Consider the following 26,187-nt stretch of genomic DNA (forward strand, 5'->3'; position numbering starts at 1 on the left):
ACGCGAACAGCTATCAGCTATCAGCTGACGGCTGACCACTGACCGCTGACGGCTGACGGCTGACGGCTGACGGCTGACCCCTGACTTTCGATAATTCCATTGTTGCCTCCTAATCTTTTCTGAATCGAGCCATGACTGCAATAGTGCAAAGAACAACCAGTGTTAGCTTTGGTATGATCTCAGAGCTAACCGTTGCTGGTGAAACCGTCAATTTGATCCTGGAGAAAATTGAAGACCGCAACGTAACGGTTTATCAGGGCGGTATGATTGCTGGACAGCGACTTTATGTCGTGGCGCTTTTGGAAGAATTAATTCCAGAATTAGATGCACCAGACTCGATTCAGAACTTAGCCATTACCAAAATGGCGGTGGAATTGCGACCAGATAAAGGGGCATTTTCTTTTGAGGCTGCTATTGAAAATGCCTGGTCGATTACCCTCGATTCGGGGCCAACCTTATCGATTGAACAGCTTGCTCTGTCAGTGTCGTCGGTCAAATCTTCTGGCTCAACCAATGGGAGTCAACAGAATACGGCAGAATCCCTCTCCCAGCAGCGAAAGCTGTCATTTGAGGGGCTGTTTGAGTTATTTGGGGGCGAATTTGCGGTTAAGGTCGCCCATCAATTTTCTTCACAGAATGGAAACATTGCCAGTCAGTGGGCATTTTCTGCCACTGCTGAAAATATTAGTATTACCGAAGTCATCAAAGCCTTTGGGTTTTCCCAGGATAAGCTCGATGAGTATGGGTTGCGGGATTTAGTAGTTTCCTTGGCATTTGCGCTACAACAAACCCGCTATCAAGACAGTAGTACCCAAATCGTCGAATCCCGCTATACCTTCACCGGATCCATGGATTGGGATACTGGCATTGCCTTAGTGCCAGGGGAAGAAACCCTGCAAATCCAAGCCGCGATTGAAATTGCCAAAACCTCTAGTCAGGGATCAGGGGGAACCTCTACGACCCTAAAAGGCGCGATCGCAGGAACGGTCAAAGCCTCGATTCCCTTTTTCGATACCTTACAACTCTCGGTTATCTATACTTTTAGTCGAACCAGTAGCACCTCTGGCTCTGGTCGTTCATCCCAAGCCCTGGCAAATCGTACCGGTGAGTTAATTTTCCAACTCCAAATCAGTACCCTGTTGCTGAGCGCAGTGTACACCAATATCAATAATCGTAAACTGTTGCGGTTTAGCGTTAGTTTAGTCAATGGTAAAAATCCTACCATTGGTGACCTGATTGCCTATATTGTCAGCGTCTATGACTCCAGTATTATTGAGTTTGAACTCGATCCACCCTGGGATGAATTTGCTAAACAAGAGATAGCGCTAGATAAGTTTAGTCTGGAGATAGACCTAACTAATAAATCCATCACCATTTCCTACAAGGCTACCCTGAATGTCTTGATTGCTAAGGTATCCAATGTGGGGCTGTCTTACCAGTTTGGCACCAAGACATCTCAGGTCAGTGCCCAACAAAATAATGCTAGAACAGCATCCAATAAGAAAATAGCGATCGCAGTTGACTTAAGTATTCCTGGACAACCCAAAAAGCGAGTTCAGTGGGACCCAGTCAATGAGAATCCCCCAGAAGTGCCCAGCACTAAAGCCCCGATCTTCGAGCTGAAGTTCCTGGCTTTGGGACAACGGGTTGCCTTCGCACCAGAAATTGTGCAACAAGCTCGTACTATTGAGCAAGTTACCACGGTGATGCGCCAAACCTTGGTACCCCTTCCTCCCATTAAACGGCGGCAAAATCCCCTCACAGCTCTGCAACAGTCTTTACCCTCAGCCGTAAGTTCTGACCCCAGTCAACCGATTCAATTTTCAGGTCAGCCAATACAGTTTAGTGCAGAGAGTGGGTGGTTAATTGGTGCCCAATTTGTGATTTTGGGTTCCATTGAGATCAGTGTAATTTTCAACGATCCCTTTATCTATGGGGTGCGCATTAGCTTGTCGGGACCCCCAGTACAGAGTTTTGCTGGATTTGAATTTGAAATCCTCTATCGCCGCATTAGTGACACTGTCGGGGTCTATCGCAGTGAGCTGGTTTTACCGGACAGCATGCGGTATATCGACTTTGGTGCTGTTCATATTACCCTGCCAGTGGTTGCAATTGAAATCTATACCAATGGAGACTTTGGTATTGATGTGGGCTTCCCTTGGGGTGGTGACTTTTCCAGATCCATTGCCGTTAATGTGGGCATCTTTTTAGGATTAGGGGGCTTCTACTTCAATAAACTGAGTGCAGAAACAGCCACCAGTGTTCCCGACATTGTTAGTGGCACCTTTGACCCGGTATTGGAATTTGGCATTGGCTTGCAGGTCGGGTTGGGGAAAATTATCAAGAAAGGTCCTCTGCGCGCCGAATTCAGCATTACCATGCATGGCCTTTTGCAAGGGGTGTTTGCTACCTATAATCCCACCGATACTAATCAGAAAAAGGCCACCTATTACCGAATTCAGGGTGGTGTAGCCATTGTTGGTCGCATCTATGGTGTGGTGGACTTTAAAGTAATTCAGGTTGATGTAGAAGTCCTGGTTAAAGTTGCGGTGCTGTTTGTGGTGGAGGTATACAAAGCTATTCAGGTGGCTCTGGTGGCTACGGTTTCTGTCAAAGCATCGATCAAGATTGCCTTTGTCCGGATCAGATTTAAGTTTAAATTGACCGTCCGGGAGCAATTTGTCCTCGGTTCAGATACCACACCACCCTGGCAACTCGCTGCTGGATCTGGGGGAGCCATGGCAGCCACTGTTCCGGTATTTACTGCCCGTGCTCAAACCGTGCGTCCCTCTCGAATCCAGAAAAATGGTAGGGCTAATCGCTCCTTTGCTTTTGCTAAAGCCCAGGCCATTAGTAGCACAGGGACAGTTACAAATGCCACTATTACAAATGCTACTACCAATGCCACTACTGAAACATCTGGTGGACGGTCATTGCGATGGGATGATGGCACAACGGGAATTAAGCTAGAAATCCTCACCGACCAGGTGCGCAAGGAAACTGTAAAAGACGGCAAGCTTCGCCTCGATATTTATTTTCAACCGTCCTTTACCAAGACCGAAACAGGAGTAAGTGGTATCGGGTTACTGTTTATGGAAAACTCGATTCCTCTAGACGATAGTAATCCTACTACTGAAGATAGCAATCCCACTAATGGTGATAGTAATACCAATAATGGGGATAATAATACAGATAATGATACGGACTTTGATGAGTTAGTTAAAGCCCTATTCAAATGGGTGATTTATGCCTATTTATCAGATAGTGAGCGTAATGCTTTAAATATCGACACAAGTTCTGTCAATGTTGATAATCAATTCTTAACCTTGGAATTGTTAGAAGATGTTTATACCCTATTCGTTAACTACTTAGAGGAAGAACCGGCGGATGAGTTTTGGGCACCCCTGATTCGATTCTTGTCTACCAATTTTATCTTTGATATCACCGACCGCCCCATGAGTGCGGATACGGAAATTAGTGGTACCATTTTCCCGATGTTTCCTCAACTTGAGATGGAACTCAAGGATGGTGCTGATACTATTCTCAATACCGTTGATTTTGATAGTACAAAATATTCTCCCGATCAAATCAAGGCGATTCAAACTTATTTTCAATCCTCCAACTATAACCATAACCAGAGCACAGAAGAAGTCCTGGGACAAATACCGACCAACGATGCATCCGCAGATTTAGCGATCGCTGAACTCCTATTTATTGACTACTTCACCTTAATTATTCGTTCTCTCGTGCAGCTTGGCATCGATCATGTCAGGGATAAAAAAGAGGGGGTTGATGAAAATGGCACGATTACCCTAGGCACTTTATTAGATAATTTCAATGGTGGTGAGTCGTTCCAATCCTTAGCGGGAATGACTTCACGATTCTTGTTGCATGGATTGCGATTACCCATCCTTACAGGTAGCACTACAACCATTAATGGACAACAAGCTGCTTATCTTGCTACAGGACAACAATTTACTGTCACAGTTACGCGCACTGCTTCCGCAACAGACGGAGATAGTGAGACGGTAACCATTACTCCCAATGAAATCCGGTTATTTAAACCGGATACCTTGACTTGGATTCGACTAATTGATGATCCAAGTGAGAACAGCGATAGTGCAACCTTAACCCCTGAACTTAATTACCCTTTCCCTGATAGTGATCCCTACAATAACATTAAGACGATTACGCAGCTTGATGAGGCAGAAACCAGTGGAATTTTGCCCACAACTCCTCCAACACTGCTGGAGTTTTACAATCCCACTAACCAGCAATACACTATTCGCGCCAAAACTTACTGGAATGAATCTATCAGTGCAACTAGCAATAATCTGCTGTGGGAACTTCCTTCCGGGTTATGTGATTATCTCAAGTCTAAGTCTGATCAGAGAAGCTTAACCCTTTTCTACAATCAGCAGCCAGTTCAAGATGGGGAAACTTTAGATACTGCGGAGATTGAAGCAGGATATACCTGGGCAACTAAATTAACCTTGGAAATCCGCCAAGTCTCGACCTCAGATGGGAGCGGATTTTTGCCGACCGTATACGCTATTGAACGGATTGAAACGGCTAGTCGGCAATTACTGCAAGATATTCTGACAGCAAACGTAACTCCTACAACCTTGACCTTGTTGTATTTGGATGACAGTGGTGACTCGAAAGTTTTGACCCGTGATGGCAGTGCTGAAGTCTTGATGCTGAAGACGAATTTATCCCTAGATTCTGGGGATAACCGTACTGTGACACTAGACTTGTCTACGACTTTCCTAGCATTCCTAACACTGGTACAGGAAAGCACTGTTGTAAATAGTGAAGGCTATTACCTCAACTATAGCTATACAGAAAACGATGAGGAAAAGGGCTTACCAGATTCTCTGTTTGCTGATGGGGAAACCGCTCAGGTCACTCTGTTAATGACCTTTAGCAACACTGCCGCTAGCTATCACAATTGCCTTAATATTCCGTCTGATCATTCCCAGAGTAGTACACTCAATGGTGTCAGCGAAATTTTTGCCACCAGTAGTGAAACCATTAATGTGTTAAGGATTCCGGCAGGAAATATCGGTTTGAGACTGACCCGTACTGCCATTGAACCTATAGAGAATGATACCGCTACCGATGAGATTCAAAACCTCTATCAGCTTTTGAGTTATCAGGTGCCCAGTGCGATCGCAGCTGACTTTGAAACTGGGCAAGACCGTCTACCGATCGGACCGATTGAAGAGGATGAGGATGATACAACATGGGTCTATGAAAAAGTCTTGCCGGTTTATGCTTTAACTACCGCAGCAAATACACCATCCCAAGCATTACCGGAAATTCTCAAGGATACCCTCAATCCCTATTACGGTATTGGAGATACCTTTAAGTTAGATTTTCGCTGGCAAGATATCTATGGCAATCGTTTGGGAAGCAATGGAGACTTTACCGAAAGTATTAGCCAAAAATTAGGGTATTTCGACCCGATTTTCGGAATCAATCAATGGCCCTCGGTGGGTGAAAGCTATCAGATCACCAGCAAAGATGATAAGACTGCTAATTTGATTCTGGAGTTGGTGTTAGACCAATCTAAATATATTCCCACTCCTGGAAATCTTTTCACTGAGGCACTGGATCAGATTAAAACTGACCGCGCCACCTATCAACAAATTTACTATCAGGTTCATGACTCGAACTTAACCTTTACGGTGAGTACATCGGTGATTCCCAGCGGTGACCAGGAGTTGACTGATACCCAGCGTGCTGCCTTCACGGGCTTTGTGGATAATGTCTATAAGTATTTGGTCACGTTGGAATATCTCCAGCAATTTACCTATACAGTGGCTGGTAACAGTGAAGACCTGGAATCGGTTGCTAATCAGTATGGGTGTGATATTGGAGATTTAGGGGATAGTAATAGTGCAGTTAGTGGTATTTTCAGCAGTGGTCAAAGTATTCAGATTCCTGTAGGTATTCGGGTTGAGCCAACCAACAGCTTAAATGCGATCGCAACCAAGCTCAACAAAGATTACGGCACTGAAAGTGCCAAAGTCGAGGAAATTGTCACCGAATATGCAAAAACAGCGGATTTATTAGCGGTTGGTGGAATTATTGCTTATACTGATACGGCTGGTAATTCCGTAAACTATACCGTTGAAGATGGGGATACTTTCGAGTCAATTGCGATCGCACAACTCGCCCTAGAGGAAGACCAGCTGATCGAAACCGTCCTACAAACCATTGCTCAAGGGTTAGATACGACCGAAACCTTAACCAATGGTGTCCTGATCAAGGGTCTAGAATCATCCCACGTCAACAATTACGTCACCCTAAACGCCACCCTAGAAGAAATTGCCTATGGGGTATTGCAGCTGGAAAATGCTGACCTGGATCTGGAGTTTGACCAGATCCTGACCGACCGTATGAATGAGATTATTGCAGAGAATGAATCCACGGAATTGCTGGCAGGGGTTACGGTTTCAGGCTTGAATAGCACAACGGCGGATGGAGAAACTTTCAGCAGTCTTCGAGAGCGTCTGTCACCACAATCCGACGACCCACAATCCCAGGACGAACAATCCCAAGACCCACAATACCAGGATGTGGTTGAGGCCATTCGTGATCTGGAAATTTTCCCCACCGACACAACATTAACGGTCACGGTGACCAAGAAAGATGAAGCAACACCAACTCCGTTTAATGTAGAGATTAAGGTCATTACTGACAAGAGTTGGAGTGCGATCGCTACGGCATTCCCCAATACCTCTAGCATAGAAACTACTGAAACGGTGATTACTGCCAATGCCCAACGCCAGGATTTACTGGTGGCAGGTTCCACAATCACAATGGCAGATATTAGCCTTGATTACACCATCCAGGCTCAGGATAGTCTATATCACATTGCCCTTAACCAGTTTGTCGCCACTACTGATGCTCGCTCTATCGATGTGCTGAAATCGGGCATTGTTGCTGAAGTGGGTGCCCTGGAGTATACCATTACTGAGGCAATTCTGCCCCAACAGAACACCCTTGCTTACCTAACTCAGCAGCTTCATCTACAAACCAACCTTCATCGCACGGTTTTGGAAACGGTACAAGCAGTGGGCAATATCAGTGATATTCTGACTGAGTCTGCGATCGCTAGTCAATTAGCTGTGGTTGCTGCTGCTGTCAGCGATATGACTGGGTTATTTGGTACGGAGGATGTTATCCTGGCTGACGTGCTGTTTAACTACACTGTCACCAGTGGGGATAGCTTCGACCAAATGATTGCTATTGCTGCTGCCCATGATAGTCAAATTATCACCGATCAAACCACAGCAGGGGATATTGCTCTTCAAACTCCCACTTTAGCCTTAGAGTCCGGGGCAACCCTCTACATTCCCGATCGCTTTACCCTAGATACCTCTTCTGCACAGAACCCTGACTCTCTAGCAGTGGTACAATCCACAGCTCAAACCACATCCCTGACTACGTTAACCAGTACCATGGGAACGGGAATTACCTCAGCAGCAGTAGCGGTCGCTAACCAAACCCTAGCAGGACTCTTGAGTGGCAATGCTGCTATCGATGTCCGTCCGGTTTTGGCATCCCTGACTAAGATTAGTTACAACAGTGACGATACGGTAAATAGTGACTTAGAACGGTTAACGGACTTCATCGATAGTCAAACTATCCAGACCGGAACCGATGAAACCTTATACACTCTCACGTCTCGATGGGCGCAAACCCTGGTTAACTTCAAAAATAGTATTGATGCCGAAGCCAGTCAAACCCAGCAAAGCATTGGGGCGGTGAATGCTATTTATGAGCAACTGGACAACTTAGAAGGGGCAAATCGCATTGCATTACGTGCCTTACTTGATCCCAATGATAGTGAATCTTCCTTGAGTATCTTGAAAGCAACACTGCTGGATGCTGAAGGTAACCTTAAACCCCAATTCGAGCCATCAACGGTTCATACTCAACCTGAAACCTTGGATGTCCCGGATGCGATCGCTAATATCGAAACTGCCCATGGTCAACCCGATGATCAGGTATTGATCACAAACTTACAGACATCATTGGACATTATTCATCGCATGTATGACCTCAGTTGTCTGAAAACAGCGGTGGATCTGTTAGAAAAGCGAGCGCAACGCCCCCTGACTGTGGCAGAAGTAGCAGAGGCGCTCCAAAATGAATCGGGTCTAATTGAGCCCAATCAGGATTGGATTGTTCCCCCAGCAGTAGCTAGCACAACCGTTGATCTCACCATCCGAGATAACAATAATAGTCTGCTGTATCCCACGGATTTACTATTCTCGGTCAGCACACAGGTGGAAATGCGACGCAACAAGGATTTGATGCATTCCGGCTTTGTGCCTGAAGCTGAGGTAGTCTCAGCCTATTTTGCCCCCAAAACCGTTGTGCTGACCAGCTCCTCCGATGAAGAAAATGCTGAGTTTAGCGATCGCCTGGCCTCCCTTGACCCCTTTGCCAAGGCATTTGAGCAAGCACTACCTAACTTAAAGCTAGCAGTGGGGCGGAATGCTGGGAATATTGATAATGCTAATCCTCAAAACAGTGATACCCTGTGGGCAGTTCATCTGGGGGATACCGGGATTAGTTACGATATCAAAGAGGATTTCCCCTACTTCTTTTCCGCTGCGCCTTTGAGCAATACGTTAATGTCAGGGGAAGTAAGCCTTTACAGCTACACCCAAGATGGTGGACTTGAACAAACCTCAACAGAAACTGTGCGAGTGGATGCGGTAGACCTGAATGGTTTAGCCCGTAAGTATTTACGTGCTATTGAAGATATCCTGAAACCGGAAACAGCTATCCCTGCAGTGAATGATCCCAGCTTAAAGGGTGAGCTTGGGCGGATTTTAGATGTCAAAGCAAGTTTGGCCGATTCGATTAGTAACAATGTGACCCATGTATTGGATACTTCTGTGGATACAAATTCCTCAGAGTATACTACTCGCCAAACCTTAGCAGTGGCAGCACTCCAAAAGGAATTGCTGACAAATTTAGCAGATGCTTACGACATTGAAACCATTGTTCAATATAACGTGGATGTAGCGATCGCTGATGGCTATCAATGGTCTAGTCAAGGGTCTGGTCAAGATATTCCTCGTTTATCTGGGCAACCAGTTATGAGCGGGGCTTATTACACCAATCCTGAAAGTACTCCCAACTCCACTAGTTCTGACACAGAAAAGCAAACTCTGCTTCAATCAATAGATTTCACTTTATCTCCAGCTAAAATTTCCCTGAGCGATGCCAACAATGGTAAGTCTACGCTGACCTTCTTCTTCAATACCCAAACGCCTCAGCGTTACGAAGATATTGCGGTTAATCTGAACTATCAGGTTAATGAGTTGGAATACAATATTAATACTACCAATTCCACCTCCTCTTGGCTCAATTTTATTCAACCTCTCAATGATGAGCCTAATCAAATTGGAGATGTTCAAATTCCCATTCCTTTGCGAGATTTTCCCCTTCCTCCTTCTCTGATTTCCCATACAGCAATTCCTGACCCCGACAGTTTTGCTGGTGATATTCTCAGTGCTGAGGATATTCGAGACTGGAATTATGTTTTCCTCTATGAACATCCCGATGTGGCTCAAGATACCATTGAATGCCGGATTGAATACAATGGTTCCTCTAAATTGACCATTGATGATGTCTCTTTGAAGGAACCCGAAGAAAATCAAGACGAAACATTTGCAGTTTTCACGGTTACCTTATCTCCTCCCTCTGACAAGACTGTTACTGTTAATTATCAAACCCAGGATGGTACCGCGAAAGCACCGGGAGATTACACCGCAACTAGCGGAAGTCTGGAATTTGAACCAGGTGACACCACCAAAGAAATTCGGGTGAAAGTCAACAGCGATGATGTGGTTGAAAATAATGAAACCTTTACTATTGTCCTGAGTAATGCAGTTAATGCAGACATTGGGGATCCAGTGGGTGTTGGCACAATTATTGATACGACTAATACTATTGATCCACTGTTGGATACCCTGGTGCGGTTTAACAATCTATATCCCACCCTAGCCAGTGATCTCAAAGCTTTGGAAACAGGATTAACCGATGACAACCAAACTACGGTTACCTCTGCCCTCAATGCCTTTGCAACTCTAGCAGAAGACGTGGCTAGGTCATGGCAAATTTGGCAACCGATTGCGATCGCACAGGCATCTCGCCAGACAGTTCACTACAATATTGATGAAAACCTATCTGCTGACGAAGAAACCAAAACGGTTATCATCACTCCCACTAACAATCTTCCGGTTGCTGATCAACAAGTCTTAGATATTGAGTTACCAGGGTATGAGTTAAATGATACCAGGCAGAACGATGTAACCACTAACTCTCCCACAGTACCTTACAACACCATTGAGTATGATTTCACCAAATTGCTTGATGCAACTGGGGTAGAAACCTTTGGGGAGTCGGCATTACCGGACCGTAAGGTGACTGTGACTAATTTGGATGTGTTGGACTATCAAAATGCCTGGGGTGCTATCCGTCTCGCCCGCAATAAAAATTTGATTGATGGCAAGGAAACTAATGCTGCTTTCATCTTCCAGACTCCTGAAGTAAGGTTTAAGAACCGGATTACTCCTCTAATTGTTAATGATAAGCGTTGGGATATTGCCGACCTGGGCGATTCCAGAAGTAAAACCTTGACACAGCATCTGGAAGAGTTATTCAAAGTCTTGCTGCCAGCTGTCATTAACCGTCCTTATGATATTCGGATTAGCTGTCAGTATGCCTTTGCTTTAGCTAGCAACACTAACGAAGAGGAACTGTTAGCTTCCTTACCTGTTCTACTAACTCCTCGATTTACGGTTCAAAAGTCTGGGGATTCCACGGATATGTTAGTAGTTACTCAAGACCTGCGGACAAATATTGTCCGGGAAATTGAGAATTGGCAAACTCAGAAAAACCCCAATCAAAGCAGGGGACGATATCTGTTTAGTTTCAGTCTCTTTTCTAATCCAGAAAATGTGAGTAGTACGGAGAATCCTAATTTGCCGCTGTTAACGGTAGAAAATTTGAATCTTTTGCTTACAGATGTTATTTAGGAATAGTAAGCTATCAGCTATCAGCTATCAGCTATCAGCTATCAGCTATCAGCTATCAGCTATCAGCTAGATGGCACAGGCTTTGGCCTTGGCCTTTGGGCCACGCGTGCGCGTTTGGCCACGCTGTGCGAACGACGCTGGGATCTAACGTACCGCATAAGCTGAATGCTGAATGCTGAATGCTGATAGCTTACCTCCCTGCTCCCTGCTCCCTAAAAACCCAGAACGACAGTACCTAACTGAAGTGCAAACCGCTGTAGTCATGAGCGACATTGCTTATGCTTTTAAGGCAAGAGGAATCCCGCCTAACACCCCAGGGCTGTTTCATTGTCGGGTAGAGCTGTTGACAACAATGGTGATCGCTGTGATGTCAAATGCCAGCGGTCACTCGATTACATCGACAAATCGACGTTTCTCTAAGACATTTTATCTTGGTATTTTGTGCCTATACTTTTATACTTTGGCATAAGCTAACGGGTGGTTTAAGAAGGTGTTGGGCGAATAAACCTTTGGAAACATTTCCACAAGCTTTGGAGGCATTTCGTACGGCAATATCTTATCGTTTTGTGGCATGGCTGGACAACAATCGTGATGTATTTGCTGATTACAAAGCTAGTTTGGGCTTTGTTCGGGCATGATTTTTGTTTAAGTACCGTTGAGAAATAATGTTTGGAACTCGGACATCGGTAAGACCATTGAATGGTGTACTTTGGTCTCTTGAGTAATCGACCCAAACTTGACCAGTCGCCAAATTATGGCAAACCAGGTCATCTCTCCCATCGTTATTCATGTCATGCATCTGCATGTCTTGACCGCACCACGGAAAGTCTTTATCTCTCCAGTTATAGCCTCCTGCAAACGGAAATCCAGTTGTGCGTGGATTGGAATAATCAATCCATATCCGGTTTCCAGGATTGTCGAAACAGACAAGATCATCCGCTTTATCCCCATTGACATCGCCAATGAGTAACTGCTGACCACACCAAGCCGTTTTCAGTTTGCGATGGGGAGCCAAGCGAATGCCATTAGCGTTTTCTTCCGAGTAGCGGATATAGTAAGCAACACCTGGTTGCCTACAAAGCATGTCATCTTTGCCATCGGCATTGAAGTCCCCGATGTATAGCTCTTGGCCACACCATCCAGATTGTTCCTCAAAGTCGGAAACACCATCAAAAGGAGTATTAGAGCGACCCGTGTTTAAATCTATTCGTCGCCAATTTCTTCGGTTACCGCTGGCACTATCCCGACAGTAAATATCGTCCAAGCCATCTCCGTTAAAGTCACCTACCTGTATCTTGCCACGGCACCAATTCTTGTCAATTCGCACATTTGTTCCCTGGAAACTGCCAGTATATGAGTAGTCAACCCAAAGCCTTCCAGTTGATGCATCATGGCAAAGCAAATCCGTTGCTGAATCAGTATTCAGCCGCCCAGTATATAGCTGCTGCGCACACCACTTCATCAAGTTGCTATCCATCAATCCATCTGGAGAGGTCGGAAAAGCGTGGTTAGATGGTGTTTGCTTGGAAAGGTCAGTCCAACTGCCATGCATGTTAACATTCCAGAAATACAGATCTCCCCTGCCATCGCCATCAAAGTCACCCAAGTGGAGTGCTGTTTGATATTGATCGATCCAATGCTCAATCCAATCAATAATTGGTTCAGACAACTGCATAGAGATGCTATCAACACCGACATCTGAGTTGTCCAACATGCGGCTACCACGGTCAGCACTACCTACATTAATACCTACTTGTTCTCCACTGGAATTAAATACAGGCGAACCAGAGTCTCCACTTATGCTGGTGATACTGCCTGGGCAATCAAGTTCAAATCGCCATCCGCCCTGTATGGTGTAAGTACCATCAGGATGGGCTTGGCTTCTTCTCAGAACACAACCGTCAGCTTTGTGTAATGGGCCATTCGTTCTACCAAAGCCCCAAAAGTGGTAGTTACCATTTCCCGTTCTCAGAGCGCGAGCTGGATTCCAGTAAGGTAGAGCAGTCTGAGCTGGACGATTCAGAATCCAAAGACCAACATCAAGCTTGTTATTGTCTTCGTTACAATCATCAAAAACAGATGGATCGGCAGGATAATCGCGCTGATAGGTAACATTAATTTGTTCCAGTCGAGTATTAGCCCGTGAGTCAACCCCAATTTCAACGGTATCTTGCTTCCCCCCTAATTCTTCCCATTTGCAGTTTCCGCCTCCATGACCAGCGTTCAAAACGATACGAGGAGCAATTAATAACCCAGTTCCATTCGATGCTCCATTACCACCATCTAAGCCAACGATTGCATTATCGTATCTAGCTAGTTCTTCTGCAGTGGCAGCCTCACCTCCACTAATAGCGACCAACGGGATATTTTCTTGATCAGCCGTAATCGTTGATTGCCTGGGCTCATTTCCTTCAGCGAAGAATGTCGTTGCTGATAAAAATGGACTGGTAAGGGCTATCGAGGGCAAGATTGAGCATAGAGCTAACAAAGACACCTTCATGTTCTTTACTCCTTAATAAAATAGTATGTCAGTATTCTCTCATGTAGACTTTTAGGTAGTGATATGGGAGTAGTTGTAGTTAAACTCTCTACTGCAAGTGTCGATTGCCAGATTATTTGTCATCGTTGTCAAAAGACGATATGCAAATGGTCATTCTGATTAAGAATTATAGCTTTGATAAAAAACTGACCGTCTGAAAGAACTTGATAACCAGCTACTGTTCCAGCCATTCCAATTCCTCCTTCTTTTCTTTCTTGAGTAGCAGTCTTTAATCTGCTCCTCCTCCAAATAAACTTTGGAAATAATAAACAACCAGCAAGTTATTGATCCTTGCGCTTACATAGTAAGCTTTTAGGACTTAGGTCACCCTCTCAGATAATTAAGACTATCTACTTCTTTACTTATAGAATATACTTTCGGTACAAAAAAAATCTAAAATAGATTACAATTCTAAATAAACAATCTCTATGTTGTTTATTTAGAATTGTCAAGAAAATCTAAAGCTAACTCGAAGGTTGGCTGAGTTATCTGTAATCTGGATGAGAAGACGAGTTGAACCCTGTGCAGTACTAGCAGCCACTTGGTTTTGCTGGATGAAGCGCTCTAATTCCAATGACTGCTGTCGGAAGGTGTTAGCCTGATTAGCGATCGCATTTTCCTCGTTACAGACAAACCGATCTGCATCCTCAATCTTCCGGATGGGATACCTGGGGTCAGAAAAATGAAGTAAGTACTCAAGCCATCGCCTCAACGGGTACCTGCCAACCAAATATATCGCTATTAGAGCCGAAATCTGGGATAGATTATCGGGACTTTACGTTGCTTATAATCCGTTATACAGTGTTTTTACTACCTTAAATGGAATTTAGAAGCCCTACGGAAAACCGGCGTCCTACCCAAGTAAGTATTTGAGGGTATTCTTTTCCCCTGGCCGTAGGCCACGCTACGCGAACAAACTTCCCAATTCGATCAAACTGTACCTCTGCCGACTCTCTCAATAATTTGTTACAAAAAATTTCAAAATATGCTATAATAATATATTTTTTGTGTTACAATGAAACCGTGGACAATAAAATCCACGGGAAGAGCCAGCCTGACGTACTTGCAAGGGCGAAGGCTGGCTCTGGCTACCCCTTGAAGTAAAGGAGATAACTTCATATTATGTCGTATCGTCCAAGCCTATATCCATGGGTCATGGTTCGCCTATTACCACCGATGCCACCAGTCGTTTTCGCTCGGTTCCGCAACTGTTGTGATGCCAAAGGTTATTTGCAGACCCTGAAACAGCTGGTGCCTAATGCTAAGTTTCTAATTATTTTCGATATAAGTGTGCCGATGGAGCCAGAAGAATAGGGAGTGTTGCAAGGGTGGGAAGGGTGGGGAGATGGGGAGTCAGAGGATATCTGAAAAGTTTTTTGATACTAAATTTTGCCCCCCTAGCCCCCCAATTCTGGGGGGAACAAGAATCATTTGCTGGTAAAAGTCCCCCAAAATTGGGGGATTTAGGGGGCTTATATGTAGCAAATGAGACTTCTCAGACAACCTCTCAGATCCCTAGAAATGCGATCGCATTCTGAGTATTGGGAGTGCGATCTTTTTTTTGCCTTACTTTCTCTGCCAAATTGGGTGTCGGTGATTGCGACTCCCATGCCAGCCATGCTGTCCTTTTCAAAAGTCTTCCCTAGTCCCATTAGACTCAGATCTTGAGCAGATGACAACGTACTATAGCGTTTCTATGACTCATGAGGTACACATTATTTTTTACCTCTTTCCTCTTCCCTTTTCCCTCTTACCTGCTCCCTGCTCCCTGCTCCCTAAAAACCATAAATTTGTACCTCACAAGTCGTAGAATTGCTATATAATACCCACAATACTTTTGATGGATTTGAGATGGCATTGAACTCTTCTACTTCCAGTTCGCCCAATACAGATAATTGGCAAAAATCCTTATATAAAGAAGAATTCTACACTTGGCATAATTACCGTTGTGCCTATGAAGTCTATACCCCAACAGATGAAAGTGCTAAGACGAAAACTCCTCTACTATTAGTCCATCCTATCGGTGTTGGACTATCACGCTTTTTTTGGCATCGCTTTTGCCAGGAGTGGTTGAACACTGGCCATGGTCATCTAATTTATAATCCCGACTTGCTAGGATGTGGCGAAAGCGAAATGCCCCCTCTTGCTTACTACCCGATCGATTGGGCTGACCAGTTACAATATTTTTTAACAACTGTAGTCAAAAAACCGGTGATTCTGCTAGTGCAAGGGGCTTTATTACCTGTGGCACTTACCTTGATCCAAAAGCAAACTGAACCAAATTATATTCAAGGGTTAGTACTCTCAGGTCCTCCGTCTTGGTCTCTGATGACAGCAGAAACTCAATACTGGCAGCAGCGAGTTGCTTGGAATCTCCTCGAATCTCCTTTAGGTAGTGTCTTCTTTCGTTATGCTCGTCGCCGTGAATTCCTACAAAAGTTTTCGGAAGATAAACTGTTTGCTGAGAGTTCTACAGTAGATAACCAATGGTTAGATAATCTCCAAAAGGGAGCAATTAATCCAGCTAGCCGCTACGCAGTTTTTTCTTTTTTAGCTGGCTTTTGGCGACAAAACTATCAACAAGCGATCGCTAATACTTCTCAACCTACCCTAGTAGTAGTAGGAGAGCAAGCTTCAAGTATTAGTAAGCTGGGGAAATCTGAAACACCAGAAGACCGACTAGCTCAGTATATCAAGCATCTTCCTCAAGGTGAAGGTCGTAAAATTCCTGGTCGTAATGTTTTGCCTTATGAGTCAACCTATGAGTTTGTAAAAGTTGTCGGAGATGCTATTTCTAGGTTTGAGTAGTAGTATCAATGCTTTGTAACTATACCGATTAACCCAGGATGTGAGTTACTGGATGTCCAACTAGCATTAGACGTTTACCAATGTTAATCAACAAAGACCAGTGCATCGCACCCATTTGGATGCGATCACTTGTTTGACCGCCTCAATAGTATCAAAGGTAGAAGAGCAAATGCTTACCGCTGATTGTATCATTCAAATGTCTGGATATCGCCTAGGTCAGGACGAGAAAGAGTTTTTCTTTTGTGATTTACCATTCATTTACCAAGAAGTCAAAGGAGAGTTTTCCCTTCACTCTGGGATGGGGGATGATAGGCGTTGCTGATTCTGGGTATGGTTTTGCCTCCCTAGCCCCAGGGGTAGTTCACTCTATCCGACCAACTCTCATATGTAATGGCCATTGAAATATAATTTTCCTCTCGGGATCGCCCCAAGCCTCGACTAGACGGTTGGAGAATTCCAAGATTGGTTCGTGGGATTGAACAGCGATAAGCTTTTGAATAGCAGACCAACTATTCAAAAATCCCAAAAATTCTTCCATATTCCATTGGGTTTCCATTGTTAAAAGAGGTGTTTTTAACTCAGCAAAAGGAAAAGAAATGGTTTGATAATTTTGAATCAGTAGTTTTATTTCTTCTGGCCAATACTGGTCAACCACTGTGGTGAAAAAATCCCTACAAATTTTATCTATGTGATTTTCTTCTGGAGGAAATTCAAAATAGCAGTAGCCCCAGATAGCAATAATTCCTCCAGGTTTAGAAACTCGCTGCACTTCCTGATAAAATTTTTCCAGATTAAACCAATGAACAGCTTGGGCAACAGTTATTAAATCTATACATTGATTCCCTAGCCCAACTTTTTCGGCCACTGCCACAGAATAGTGAATCTTATCATGATGAAATGCATGACTAATTTGCTTTTCGCTGGCATCTGTAGCATAAATTTTTTTAAAATGAGGTGTTAAGCCCAAGGCTACTTGACCATTACCAGTGGCACAATCCCACGCTGCTTGACGATCAGGTACAAGTGCAGCTAAATACTCAAACAAAGATTCTGGATAATGAGGTCTATAGTTTCTATAATCATTTGCTTGCTTTGAGAAGTAGTCTTTAAATTGTGTAACCAAAGTCCTTTGCCTCTAATTTCATTTAGGAAACTATGAGGATATTATATTATTAATCGCAGTTTGAATACAGTCTATCTTTTACCAATTAAGCACATCAGTATCAGCCTGGGTAACGTGTTGTGAAGATAACCTCAAGCAAGCACAATCCCCAGGGTAAGCGCAAGAAAAAGAGAGGCTTAAGATGGTAAGGGTAAAAGGATCAAAAAAATCAAGCCAAATGCACCGGTTGCATCCCAGTTTGCCAGAAAGATACCGAAAATAGCTGTATGATCGTGATTATACCTGGGATATAAAAAGATATATTTGCCAAAATCGGATGCTGCCAAATGTTAAAAGGATTTGCCCAAACCCAGAGCCAACCGAAAAAAAAGACCCCAGCCAAAAAGCAAGCCGTAGATGCAGCTCAAATACAAACGCGCTTAGGGTTTATCGCAGTTATGAGCTACACTCTTATTTGAAGTTGATTCCCTGTTAGGTGCGCTCTTACCATTAAGAATTAAATTATCCACGGGTCACACCTCTTAATGCAGCGCATCGCTATTCCCTATTACCTCTTCTCTGCTCCCTGTTCCCTGTTCCCTGTTCCCTAAAATCCCGAAATTTTGTACCTCATAGCTATGAGAATTGCTATATATCATGACTAATCACAAAAAGGGAAAAATTTACATCGTAGGTGCTGGTCCAGGAGATGTTAACTACTTAACCGTAAGGGGGCAACAACTGCTGACTCAAGCTCAAGTGTTGGTCTATGATGCACTGGTAGATTCCCTTTTATTGCAACTGGTGCCCTGTGATTGTCAACTGTTCCATGTAGGGAAACGGGGTGGACGCCCTTCTACACCCCAAGCTAGGATTAACCAACTGCTGGTAGACCAATGCCGACAAGGCAAGCAAGTGGTAAGGCTAAAAAGTGGTGACCCCTTTATTTTCGGGCGCTCTAGCTCAGAAATTCAGGCATTGATTGCTGCTGAGTGTCAGTTTGAAGTCATACCAGGCATTTCCTCAGCCCTAGCCGCTCCCTTACTAGCGGGAATTCCTTTAACAGATTCAGTTTTGAGCAAATGCTTTGCCGTTGTCACTGCTCATCAGCCAGAGCAACTAGATTGGGAAGCACTAGCAAGAATTGACACCCTGGCGATTTTAATGGGAGGGCGTCATCTAGCAGAAATTGTCCAACAGCTGCAACGCTATGGGCGATCGGATCAGACCCCCATTGCTCTGATTCGGAATGGTGGACGCCCCCAGCAACAGGTTTGGCTGGGTACTTTAAGCACTATTGTAAACCAAACCCTTGGTATCTCCCTCTCACCTGTGGTAATTGTAGTTGGTGAAGTAGTGGGGTTAAGGGCATCTATGGGATTACCTGATCAAGACCAGTCGCAGAGTGAAGGTTATCAAGACAAGGTTCAAGGGGCAACAGAAACTACTAAGGCACTTACTGGAAAAACCGTCTTAGTCACCCGTTCCGCTACTCAATCCCAAAAATTTAACCAGCTCCTGGAACAAGAAGGAGCAAATATTATCGAAATGCCCACCTTGGTGATTACTCCTCCTTCCAGTTGGACTGGATTAGATTATGCGATCGCTAATCTCGCTAACTTCGATTGGTTGATTCTCACCTCTAGCAATGGGGTGGATTACTTTTTTAAACGATTACTGGATAATGGTAAAGATGCCCGTGCCTTAGTCGGGATTAAGATTGCTGTGGTGGGTAAGAAAACTGCCGCCAGTCTGAAACAACACAATTTACAACCGGACTTTATCCCACCAAACTTTGTTGCTGATTCTTTGGTAGAACATTTTCCAGAGTCTTTAACTAACAAGCAAGTGCTTTTCCCCCGAGTGGAAACCGGTGGGCGAGAGGTATTAGTAAAAGAACTAACGGAAAAAAGTGCTCAAGTGGTAGAAGTTGCTGCCTATGAGTCTGCTTGTCCAGATTACATGGCTCCTGCTATTTTAGATGCTTGGCAACAGAGAGCAATAGATATTGTTACCTTTGCTAGTTCTAAAACCGTCAAGAATTTTTACAAACTTCTCAAGCAAGCCTTTAACTCTTCAACGGAAACTAACCAACCCTACTCTAATGCTTACAGCGAAAAACATTCACCATCAAAAACTATCCCTTCCCTTTTAGAAAATGTCTGTATCGCCTCGATTGGTCCCCAAACATCCGAAAGCTGTCGCCAGTTGCTAGGCCGGGTAGATGTAGAAGCAGTTGAATATACTTTAGAAGGGTTAACTGAGGCCATTGTGGCATGGGAGACTGGGAGAGGGGGAAACAAATAATATCAAGTTCGGTTGAATACCCATAATAAAAGTGTGGGGAGATGGGGAGATGGGGGAGATTTTTATTAAGGGTAATTATCCTGAGATGATATAAAAGCATAGATAATGTGATCGGAGTTAAGTCTAATCGGACTTAACTACTTTTTAATGGGATCCCACAACTAAAAAGAAGCCAAAATGGCCAGACGGAAAGAATTTCTTTAGATAGAGTAATCCTGTCGAAGATTTTACAAGGTTACCTAATTAGGTAATCAGAATCATTAACTTTTTTGAACAGGAGATTGTTCCAATGGATAACTATCTAACCAGTGATTTGGAGTTCATCACAAATTTGTCAGAAGATGAACTCAACGAGATTGCAGGAAGCGACGGTAGGTCTAAAGACTTTGGCAAGGGCAAAGTTGACGATGATAGCGATGATGATAGGGATGATGACTTTGACTTTAAATTTGATGACGATGACTTTGACTTTAAATTTAACTTCACAATACCTAAGCCCTTTGTGCCTAAGAAGAGTTCCTTTGCGATTAAAAAGTTTCCCGTTAACTTTAACCGCGTTTTTGTCTTTAAGCAGGTTTTTACCATTAGCAATCACTAATATATAGCAGTTCTCAGAGTCATGAGGACAAAGCTTATCCCTTTAAGGCAAAAGGCAATAGGCAATATTCAAGAGGGTTTGAAGCGATGCAGAGGTGCGACCCGTGGCGAATTTAATTCGCCTACGGAAAACGAACCATTACGGTCTTGGGGGTTCCCCCCATGAGGGACTGCATCAAGAAAGGGAATCGGTGTCAAATAACACTGTACCTCATAACTGCGATAAACGCTATAGCGCTACGCGCAAGGCAACCGGCAACCGGGAACCGGGAACCGGCAACCGGCAACAGACAACAGGCAACAGAAGAAACAGATCCTCACTTTTATTGTCCAATAAAACAAGACCATACAGGTTTACATCTCAAATAAAAACCCTATAGTTCAGGTTATGGATGCTAGACTTTAGCTATGTGGGATAAGAGAAGATTACTCAGAAGGCATAATAGTGGCGTAGTTTGCTAAGGCTGGATTTGATTAAACATTAGATCAAATCCAGTGTCTTGATGCAAAGCGCGAGTGGGGAGGGGCTGCATCAATACTTGATTAACTCTTGCCTCTTGCCCGCCCTCCTTATTAAGTTAGGGGGGATTCCTCTTGCCTAAGGGATTTTATTAACAACTCAAATACAAATGCTATAGCGTTTATAGGACTAATGAGGTACAGTCTTCTTTGACGTTTATTCCCTGTTTGAATGCAGCGCATCCCTATTTACTCTTATCTCTGCCCTGTTCCCTGTTCCCAGATCCGCTGTTCCCTAAAATCTAGAAATTGTGTACCTCACAACTCGTAGAATTGCTATATATAACCTACTAACACCCTCAAAACTCAAAGGTTGCTAACCCCAAATAGCGAACTCCTGACGGGGTAATTTCAAAGCGACAAGGCAACACTTCCAAACCCTTACTAACTGCTTCCCTTAAGAGTTTACCATAGTCTGGGTCATAGTTATCACCAGGAGAAAAGTGCAAACAATCAGCACGATTAATAAAATAAAGCATCACCGCTCGTGCTTCAGGAAGTACTGCCATCAGTTCTTGCAGATGTTTTTGTCCACGAGTAGTAACTGTATCAGGGAATAAAGCACGATTCTCTTCAGCTAAGGTAGCACTTTTTACTTCTAAATAAATCGGGCGCTCTGAGCCAGTGAGTAAAAAATCCACCCGGCTTTTCCGTTCTTTTCCGTAACGCACCTCAGGGCGGATTTCGCTGTAGCTTTCGGCTAATTCGGGAATCACTTTTTGTTCCAATGCTAACTTAATCACTCGATTAGGTAAAGCCGTATTAACCCCTACCCAAGTTGGTTCATTGTCCTTGACCTGAATCATTTCCCACGTGTATGGTAACTTCCGCTTCGGGTTATCACTCTGGGAGACTTGTACAGCAGAGCCAATAGTTGATACTCCGATCATTGGGCCAGTGTTCGCGCAGTGAGCAGTAATAATTTCCCCTGATGGCAGTTCAATATCCGCAAGAAAGCGTTTGTAGCGTTTGAGTAAAGTTCCAGCTTTTAGGGGTGGGTAGGAGTAAATCAAGTTATTGTCATTAGTCATGTTATAGTTGTTAGTTGGTTAATTGGTTAAGGGAGTCGGGAATTTAGAATTTAGAATTTAGAATTGGGAATCGGGAATCGGGAATCGGGAATCGGGAATCGGTAAGAGGGAAAACTGATCTTACTCCCCATCTCCCCATCTCTCCATCTCCCTATCTCCCTATCTCCCTCTCTTCAAGGAGGATAGATCTCAAGGACGTTGAATAATCTTTTCGATAACCCGCCGCTTGGCTTTGGTGTCGATACCAATTAGGCGCACATACTCACCCTTATGCTCCCCTAAGCGTTCTGTTAAAGCTGCGATCGCTTCCGATACATTGTTTTCTGGTAATGGATTCCCAGTTTTCCAAGCATTATTCTTAACGCGACGCTCATTGCCGTATTCTAGGGTTAGGCGGTAACCTTGAGCCAAAAGCTCTCCAATCTGCTCTTGGGTTTCTAGATCTAATCCTAGATCTAAGGGCTTTTTGCTACCGTTGTGCTGTCCTATCTGACATTGATTTAACCCGTTGGCGACCTTAGGGCTAGTTGACTCACTGATGACTGGATTGGATAGAGGTGCCTTGTGGTTTGCTTGAGGTTGGTCAGGGGTTGGGATATGAGAATTACTATTTGTATTAGTATTTGTATTACTTGCTGGGCTCGTCAGGGAGGGGACTTGATTGTACTCCCTAGCTAGTCCGCTGAGCTCCAACCGTTGCTGCTCAGCTTTAATCAGTTCTCCAAACTCAATTAAGCGGGAGATGCTAAAGTTTGGTGTTTCAAATTTGGGCGGTCCTTGCTTACTGTTGACTACACGAGAAGAAACTCGGTCTATACCAATATCATAAATAAACTTACGGATTTGTTCATCGTAAATACGCGATCGCAAAGCACTGAAGAAATCAATCGCTTGATTGTCGAAGGTATCAATCAGTTGTTCAATCTCCCCGGTAGAGAGTCCATCTCCGTGAAAGATACCACTAACAATACCAATCCGGTCTTCTCGGTTGGGCTGCCAGTAGAATTTGGTCATCCGACCATCCCGAGTCAAAGGCGCATAGAGAGTAGAAAAATCATTACCAGTTACAATAATCGGTACTCGGTGGATCGGTTGTGAGTCATAACTCCCTGGAAGTTGGACATTGGTGGGATTATCAGCAATGTTCATCAAGGTACCATGCACCAGCTGGGTATTTACCGTATATTGGGTGCGTTCATCGAACCGTCCCGCCCCAGCATCCAAGTCATTGATCATCAGCACACACATTTTACCCTTGACTCTGATCATTTCAGCCGTTTCTCGGTAGCGCAAGCGGATCAGACGGGCTGGATCCCCAGCATCTGGGCTTTCTAGCTCACCAGAAGACATATTAACCGCCTCAATGCCCATGCGCTCGAACACAAGCTCACACTGAAAGGACTTACCCTCCCCCTTCCGTCCATGAATTCCCAGAATTAGAGGCACACGGACATGAGGTATCTCAAGGAAGTTTTTAGTGATGTGAACTGCCAGTTTATCGATAAACCGGGGAGAAATGTAATAGTGCTGGGACATACAAACAGGTGCTCTGGTGATAATCTCGTCAAATCCGGCAATTTTTTAGCCTATTGGAAATACTATTACAGTTTGTTGAAGGTTTAATCGGGTTAATCGGGTTGAAGGTTGAAGGTTGAAGGTTGAAGGTTAGCTGGTTGAAGGTTGAAGGTTATTTGGTTGAAGGTTGAAGGTTATTTGGTTGAAGGTTATTTGGTTGAAGGTTGAAGGTTATTTGGTTGAAGGTTGGCTGGTTGAACGCGATCGCGTGGCCTTTTGGCCAAGGTTGGCTGGTTGAACGCGATCGCGTGGCCTTTTGGCCAAGGTTGGCTGGTTGAACGCGATCGCGTGGCCTTTTGGCCAAGGTTGGCTGGTTGAACGCGATCGCATGGCCTATTGGCCAAGGTTATTTAGTTGTTCGCCTTTGGCGTTCGGTGTAGGGTAGGTTATGTGGTTGTTTGCCTTTGGCCTCTGAAGTAGGGTAGGTTTAAAGTTGACAGCGAACAGCCAACATTCAAGCATCAACCCAATTAACCCTTCAACCAGCCAACCCAATTAACCCTTCAACCAGCCAACCATCAAGCCGATTAACCCTTCAACCAGCCAACCATCAAGCCGATTAACCCTTCAACCTTCAACCTTGGCCAAAAGGCCACGCGATCGCGTTCAACCTTTAACTCGATTAACCCGATTAAACCTTCAACCTTCAACATTCAACCTTCAACCTTCAACATTCAACCTTCAACCAGCCAACCTTCAACAAACAGTACTCAAATTGGCGTATTGGCACAATTGAGACTATTGGTTGGGCTAGGATATCCCTAAATAAGCATCAGGTACTTAAACAATTTTTTCTTGAGCTATTTATGGAATCTCCTGAATCCTCAAGGTTTGAACAATATTGGTGGATCCTGAAGCGACGTTGGCTACCAGCTTCCGGTATTTTTGTATCAGTTTCTGTGATTATGTCTCTGGTGGCATCATTGCAAAAGCCGGTATATGTAGCCCAAGGATTGCTGTTATTTAAGCGGCTTAATACCACGTCTTCAGTTACCGAGGTAGGTAAAGAAATCGGTATTTTACAACCTCTGGTAGACCAAAGTAATCCTCTAGATACAGAAGCCAACATCATGATGTCTGAGCCTCTGGCTCAAAAGACAATCACCGCACTAAATCTTAAAGATAATCAGGGGCAACCTTTAGCAACTAAAGACTTTTTGCACAATGTAAGTGTTACCAATATCCGGAAAACTGATCTTCTGGAAGTGTCTTACCAATCTCAAGACCCTCAAGAAGCAGCAGCAGTTGTTAATCAACTAATGAGTATTTATTTAGAAAATCACTTAGATTTTCAACGGGCTGAAGCTGTAGCTGCTCGGAAGTTTATTGAGAAACAGTTACCTCAAGCAGAAGCTACTGTTAGTAAAACAGAAGCAGCTTTGCGTCAGTTCAAACAAGAAAATCAAGTGATATCTTTAGACGCAGAAGCTCGCTCAGCTATCGAAGTCCTGACAGATTTGCAAAAGGAAATTGCTCAAAATCAGTCTAAAATGGCTGATGTCAATGCCCAGTACGAATCGCTCCAAAAACGATTGGGCATGAACTCCAAACAAGCTGTAGCTCTTACAGCTCTTAAACAGTCTCCTGAGGTGCAGGAGGCACTCCAAGAATTGCGCCAAGTGGAAGTCGAACTGGCCCTAGAGCGTAACCGTTTCCAATCCACCCATCCCACAATTGCTAAGTTAGAAAGTAAGGTAGCCAGCCTAAAAGGTATCCTAAACCAGCGAGTAAAACAGGTTTCTAATGCTAAGCCGAAACCTGCTAGCCAGCTTTTTAAACTAGGAGAGTTACAACAAGACCTGACTAAAGAGCGTAAGTATTCAGCTCTCAGCTCTCAGCTCTCAGCTCTCAGCTCTCAGCTCTCAGCTCTCAGCTCTCAGCTTTTGAATAAGCGATGCAGCGCGGTCTTGGGGGTTTCCCCCACTCGCTATTGCATCAAGACAACAAGTAAGCATTGGAATAATGCTGAGTGAAGTCCCAGCGTCGTTCGCACAGCGTGGCCAAACGCGCACGCGTGGCCGTTCGCGTAGCGTGGCCAAAAGGCCAAAAGGCCAAGGCCAAAGCCTGTGCCAAAAAGCACCTCAAGCAGCTTGAGCCTTTAGCTCACGGCTGACGGCTGACGGCTGAATGCTTACTAAAGAGCTAGTAGAATTAGAAGCAGCTCGTTTAGGTTTGGCTAATCAGACAAAAGCCTTAGTCAATGCCCAAACCGCTTACCGAAAAAGACTTAACGATCTCCCTAGACTGGAACAACAGCAGCGCGAGTTAGAACGGCAACTTGATGTGTCCCAATCCACCTATTCTCTGTTGCTAAATAAGCTTGGAGAAATTCAGGTAGCGGAAAATCAAAACATGGGTAATGCCCGCATTATTGCAGGGGCTCAGGTGCCGATGATTCCGATTTATTCTGCTAAAATAGCCTATATTGCTGCTTGCTTTCAGGGACTGTTTGCGACCGCAGCAATTATTTAGATTTTAGAAACAAGAGATAAATCTCTGAAAACCATTAAAGACGTGGCGTTGCTTATTCTGGGTATGGTTTTGCCCCCCTAACCCCCCAATTCTGGGGGGAATAAGACCTTCAAAGTCCCTTCCGGTGCGCGCCTCCTAGGGCGAGTAAATCGCCCTTGGGTCGCACCGCAA

General features: G+C 44.3%; 19 protein-coding genes and 1 pseudogene. 12 read left to right on the forward strand and 8 right to left on the reverse strand.

The window, feature by feature from the left end; all coding sequences use genetic code 11:
• Positions 1-20: 20 nt before the first annotated feature.
• A complete protein-coding gene (locus F6K63_RS24535; protein WP_287313343.1) occupies positions 21-149 on the reverse strand; it encodes a hypothetical protein in 129 nt (42 codons plus the stop codon).
• On the opposite strand from F6K63_RS24535, the gene F6K63_RS24540 reads away from it, so the two are divergent.
• From F6K63_RS24540 to F6K63_RS24550, 3 genes and pseudogenes are all read left to right on the forward strand, one after another.
• Complete coding sequence (locus F6K63_RS24540; protein WP_287313344.1) at positions 132-11,066, forward strand: Calx-beta domain-containing protein; 10,935 nt, start codon at positions 132-134, stop codon at positions 11,064-11,066. The two genes, F6K63_RS24535 and F6K63_RS24540, sit on opposite strands and share 18 nt — an antisense overlap.
• Positions 11,067-11,238: 172 nt before the next feature.
• Entirely contained in the window at positions 11,239-11,535 is a 297-nt protein-coding gene (locus F6K63_RS24545; RefSeq protein ID WP_287313373.1) for a hypothetical protein, read from the forward strand.
• A pseudogene (locus F6K63_RS24550) lies at positions 11,483-11,704 on the forward strand (IS701 family transposase); the annotation flags it as partial. The gene F6K63_RS24545 and the pseudogene F6K63_RS24550, both read left to right, overlap by 53 nt.
• On the opposite strand, the gene F6K63_RS24555 reads toward F6K63_RS24550, so the two are convergent.
• Both F6K63_RS24555 and F6K63_RS24560 read right to left on the reverse strand, forming a co-directional pair.
• Positions 11,671-13,566 carry a trypsin-like serine protease gene (locus F6K63_RS24555; protein WP_287313345.1) on the reverse strand — a complete coding sequence of 632 codons (1,896 nt, stop codon included), beginning with the start codon at positions 13,564-13,566 and terminating at the stop codon, positions 11,671-11,673. The pseudogene F6K63_RS24550 and the gene F6K63_RS24555 overlap by 34 nt on opposite strands.
• Before the next feature lie 487 nt (positions 13,567-14,053).
• The gene (locus F6K63_RS24560; protein ID WP_287313346.1) at positions 14,054-14,317 is read right to left on the reverse strand and encodes a hypothetical protein; all 264 of its coding nucleotides are present in this window, start codon (positions 14,315-14,317) and stop codon (positions 14,054-14,056) included.
• A 410-nt stretch (positions 14,318-14,727) separates the two neighbouring features.
• Between F6K63_RS24560 and F6K63_RS24565 the strand changes: the two genes are divergently transcribed.
• On the forward strand, positions 14,728-14,919 hold the full coding sequence (locus F6K63_RS24565; RefSeq protein ID WP_287313347.1) for a hypothetical protein: 192 nt from the start codon (positions 14,728-14,730) through the stop codon (positions 14,917-14,919).
• A gap of 193 nt (positions 14,920-15,112) precedes the next feature.
• Here F6K63_RS24565 and F6K63_RS24570 read toward each other — a convergent pair whose 3' ends face one another.
• Positions 15,113-15,238: a hypothetical protein gene (locus F6K63_RS24570; protein WP_287313348.1), complete on the reverse strand. Its 126-nt coding sequence runs from the start codon at positions 15,236-15,238 to the stop codon at positions 15,113-15,115.
• Positions 15,239-15,456: 218 nt separating this feature from the next.
• Between F6K63_RS24570 and F6K63_RS24575 the strand changes: the two genes are divergently transcribed.
• Positions 15,457-16,413, forward strand: coding sequence for an alpha/beta fold hydrolase (locus F6K63_RS24575; RefSeq protein WP_287313349.1), 957 nt, complete (start codon positions 15,457-15,459; stop codon positions 16,411-16,413).
• A 100-nt stretch (positions 16,414-16,513) separates the two neighbouring features.
• Positions 16,514-16,735 (forward strand): hypothetical protein, encoded by a 222-nt coding sequence (locus tag F6K63_RS24580; protein WP_287313350.1) that lies wholly within the window; start codon positions 16,514-16,516, stop codon positions 16,733-16,735.
• Between the two features lie 39 nt (positions 16,736-16,774).
• Here the strand turns inward: F6K63_RS24580 and F6K63_RS24585 are convergent, their stop codons facing one another.
• Complete coding sequence (locus tag F6K63_RS24585; RefSeq protein WP_071105046.1) at positions 16,775-17,536, reverse strand: class I SAM-dependent methyltransferase; 762 nt, start codon at positions 17,534-17,536, stop codon at positions 16,775-16,777.
• A gap of 636 nt (positions 17,537-18,172) precedes the next feature.
• Between F6K63_RS24585 and cobA the strand changes: the two genes are divergently transcribed.
• The 3 genes from cobA (at position 18,173) to F6K63_RS24600 (ending at position 20,799) form a co-directional block, all read left to right on the forward strand.
• Complete coding sequence (gene cobA, locus F6K63_RS24590) at positions 18,173-19,822, forward strand: uroporphyrinogen-III C-methyltransferase (protein ID WP_287313351.1); 1,650 nt, start codon at positions 18,173-18,175, stop codon at positions 19,820-19,822.
• 289 nt (positions 19,823-20,111) lie between these two features.
• A complete protein-coding gene (locus F6K63_RS24595; protein WP_287313352.1) occupies positions 20,112-20,420 on the forward strand; it encodes a hypothetical protein in 309 nt (102 codons plus the stop codon).
• A gap of 103 nt (positions 20,421-20,523) precedes the next feature.
• Positions 20,524-20,799 (forward strand): hypothetical protein, encoded by a 276-nt coding sequence (locus F6K63_RS24600; protein ID WP_287313353.1) that lies wholly within the window; start codon positions 20,524-20,526, stop codon positions 20,797-20,799.
• A gap of 438 nt (positions 20,800-21,237) precedes the next feature.
• On the opposite strand, the gene sfsA is transcribed toward F6K63_RS24600, so the two are convergent.
• From sfsA to F6K63_RS24615, 3 genes are all read right to left on the reverse strand, one after another.
• Positions 21,238-21,969 (reverse strand): DNA/RNA nuclease SfsA, encoded by a 732-nt coding sequence (sfsA, locus tag F6K63_RS24605; protein WP_287313354.1) that lies wholly within the window; start codon positions 21,967-21,969, stop codon positions 21,238-21,240.
• Between the two features lie 189 nt (positions 21,970-22,158).
• Positions 22,159-23,505, reverse strand: coding sequence for a RuBisCO small subunit-like domain-containing protein (locus F6K63_RS24610; protein WP_287313355.1), 1,347 nt, complete (start codon positions 23,503-23,505; stop codon positions 22,159-22,161).
• A 188-nt stretch (positions 23,506-23,693) separates the two neighbouring features.
• Positions 23,694-23,888, reverse strand: coding sequence for a hypothetical protein (locus tag F6K63_RS24615; protein WP_154659928.1), 195 nt, complete (start codon positions 23,886-23,888; stop codon positions 23,694-23,696).
• A 236-nt stretch (positions 23,889-24,124) separates the two neighbouring features.
• Here F6K63_RS24615 and F6K63_RS24620 point away from each other — a divergent pair, with 236 nt between their 5' ends.
• The 3 genes from F6K63_RS24620 to F6K63_RS24630 all read left to right on the forward strand — a co-directional run bounded on the left by F6K63_RS24620 (position 24,125) and on the right by F6K63_RS24630 (position 26,016).
• Positions 24,125-24,280: a hypothetical protein gene (locus tag F6K63_RS24620; RefSeq protein WP_154659927.1), complete on the forward strand. Its 156-nt coding sequence runs from the start codon at positions 24,125-24,127 to the stop codon at positions 24,278-24,280.
• 70 nt (positions 24,281-24,350) lie between these two features.
• Positions 24,351-25,517, forward strand: a complete 1,167-nt coding sequence (locus tag F6K63_RS24625; protein ID WP_287313356.1) for a GumC family protein — start codon at positions 24,351-24,353, stop codon at positions 25,515-25,517.
• 154 nt (positions 25,518-25,671) lie between these two features.
• Positions 25,672-26,016, forward strand: a complete 345-nt coding sequence (locus F6K63_RS24630) for a GNVR domain-containing protein (RefSeq protein WP_008188731.1) — start codon at positions 25,672-25,674, stop codon at positions 26,014-26,016.
• Positions 26,017-26,187 lie beyond the last annotated feature (171 nt).

The organism is Moorena sp. SIO1G6 (assembly GCF_010672795.1).
GTDB lineage: Bacteria > Cyanobacteriota > Cyanobacteriia > Cyanobacteriales > Coleofasciculaceae > Moorena > Moorena producens.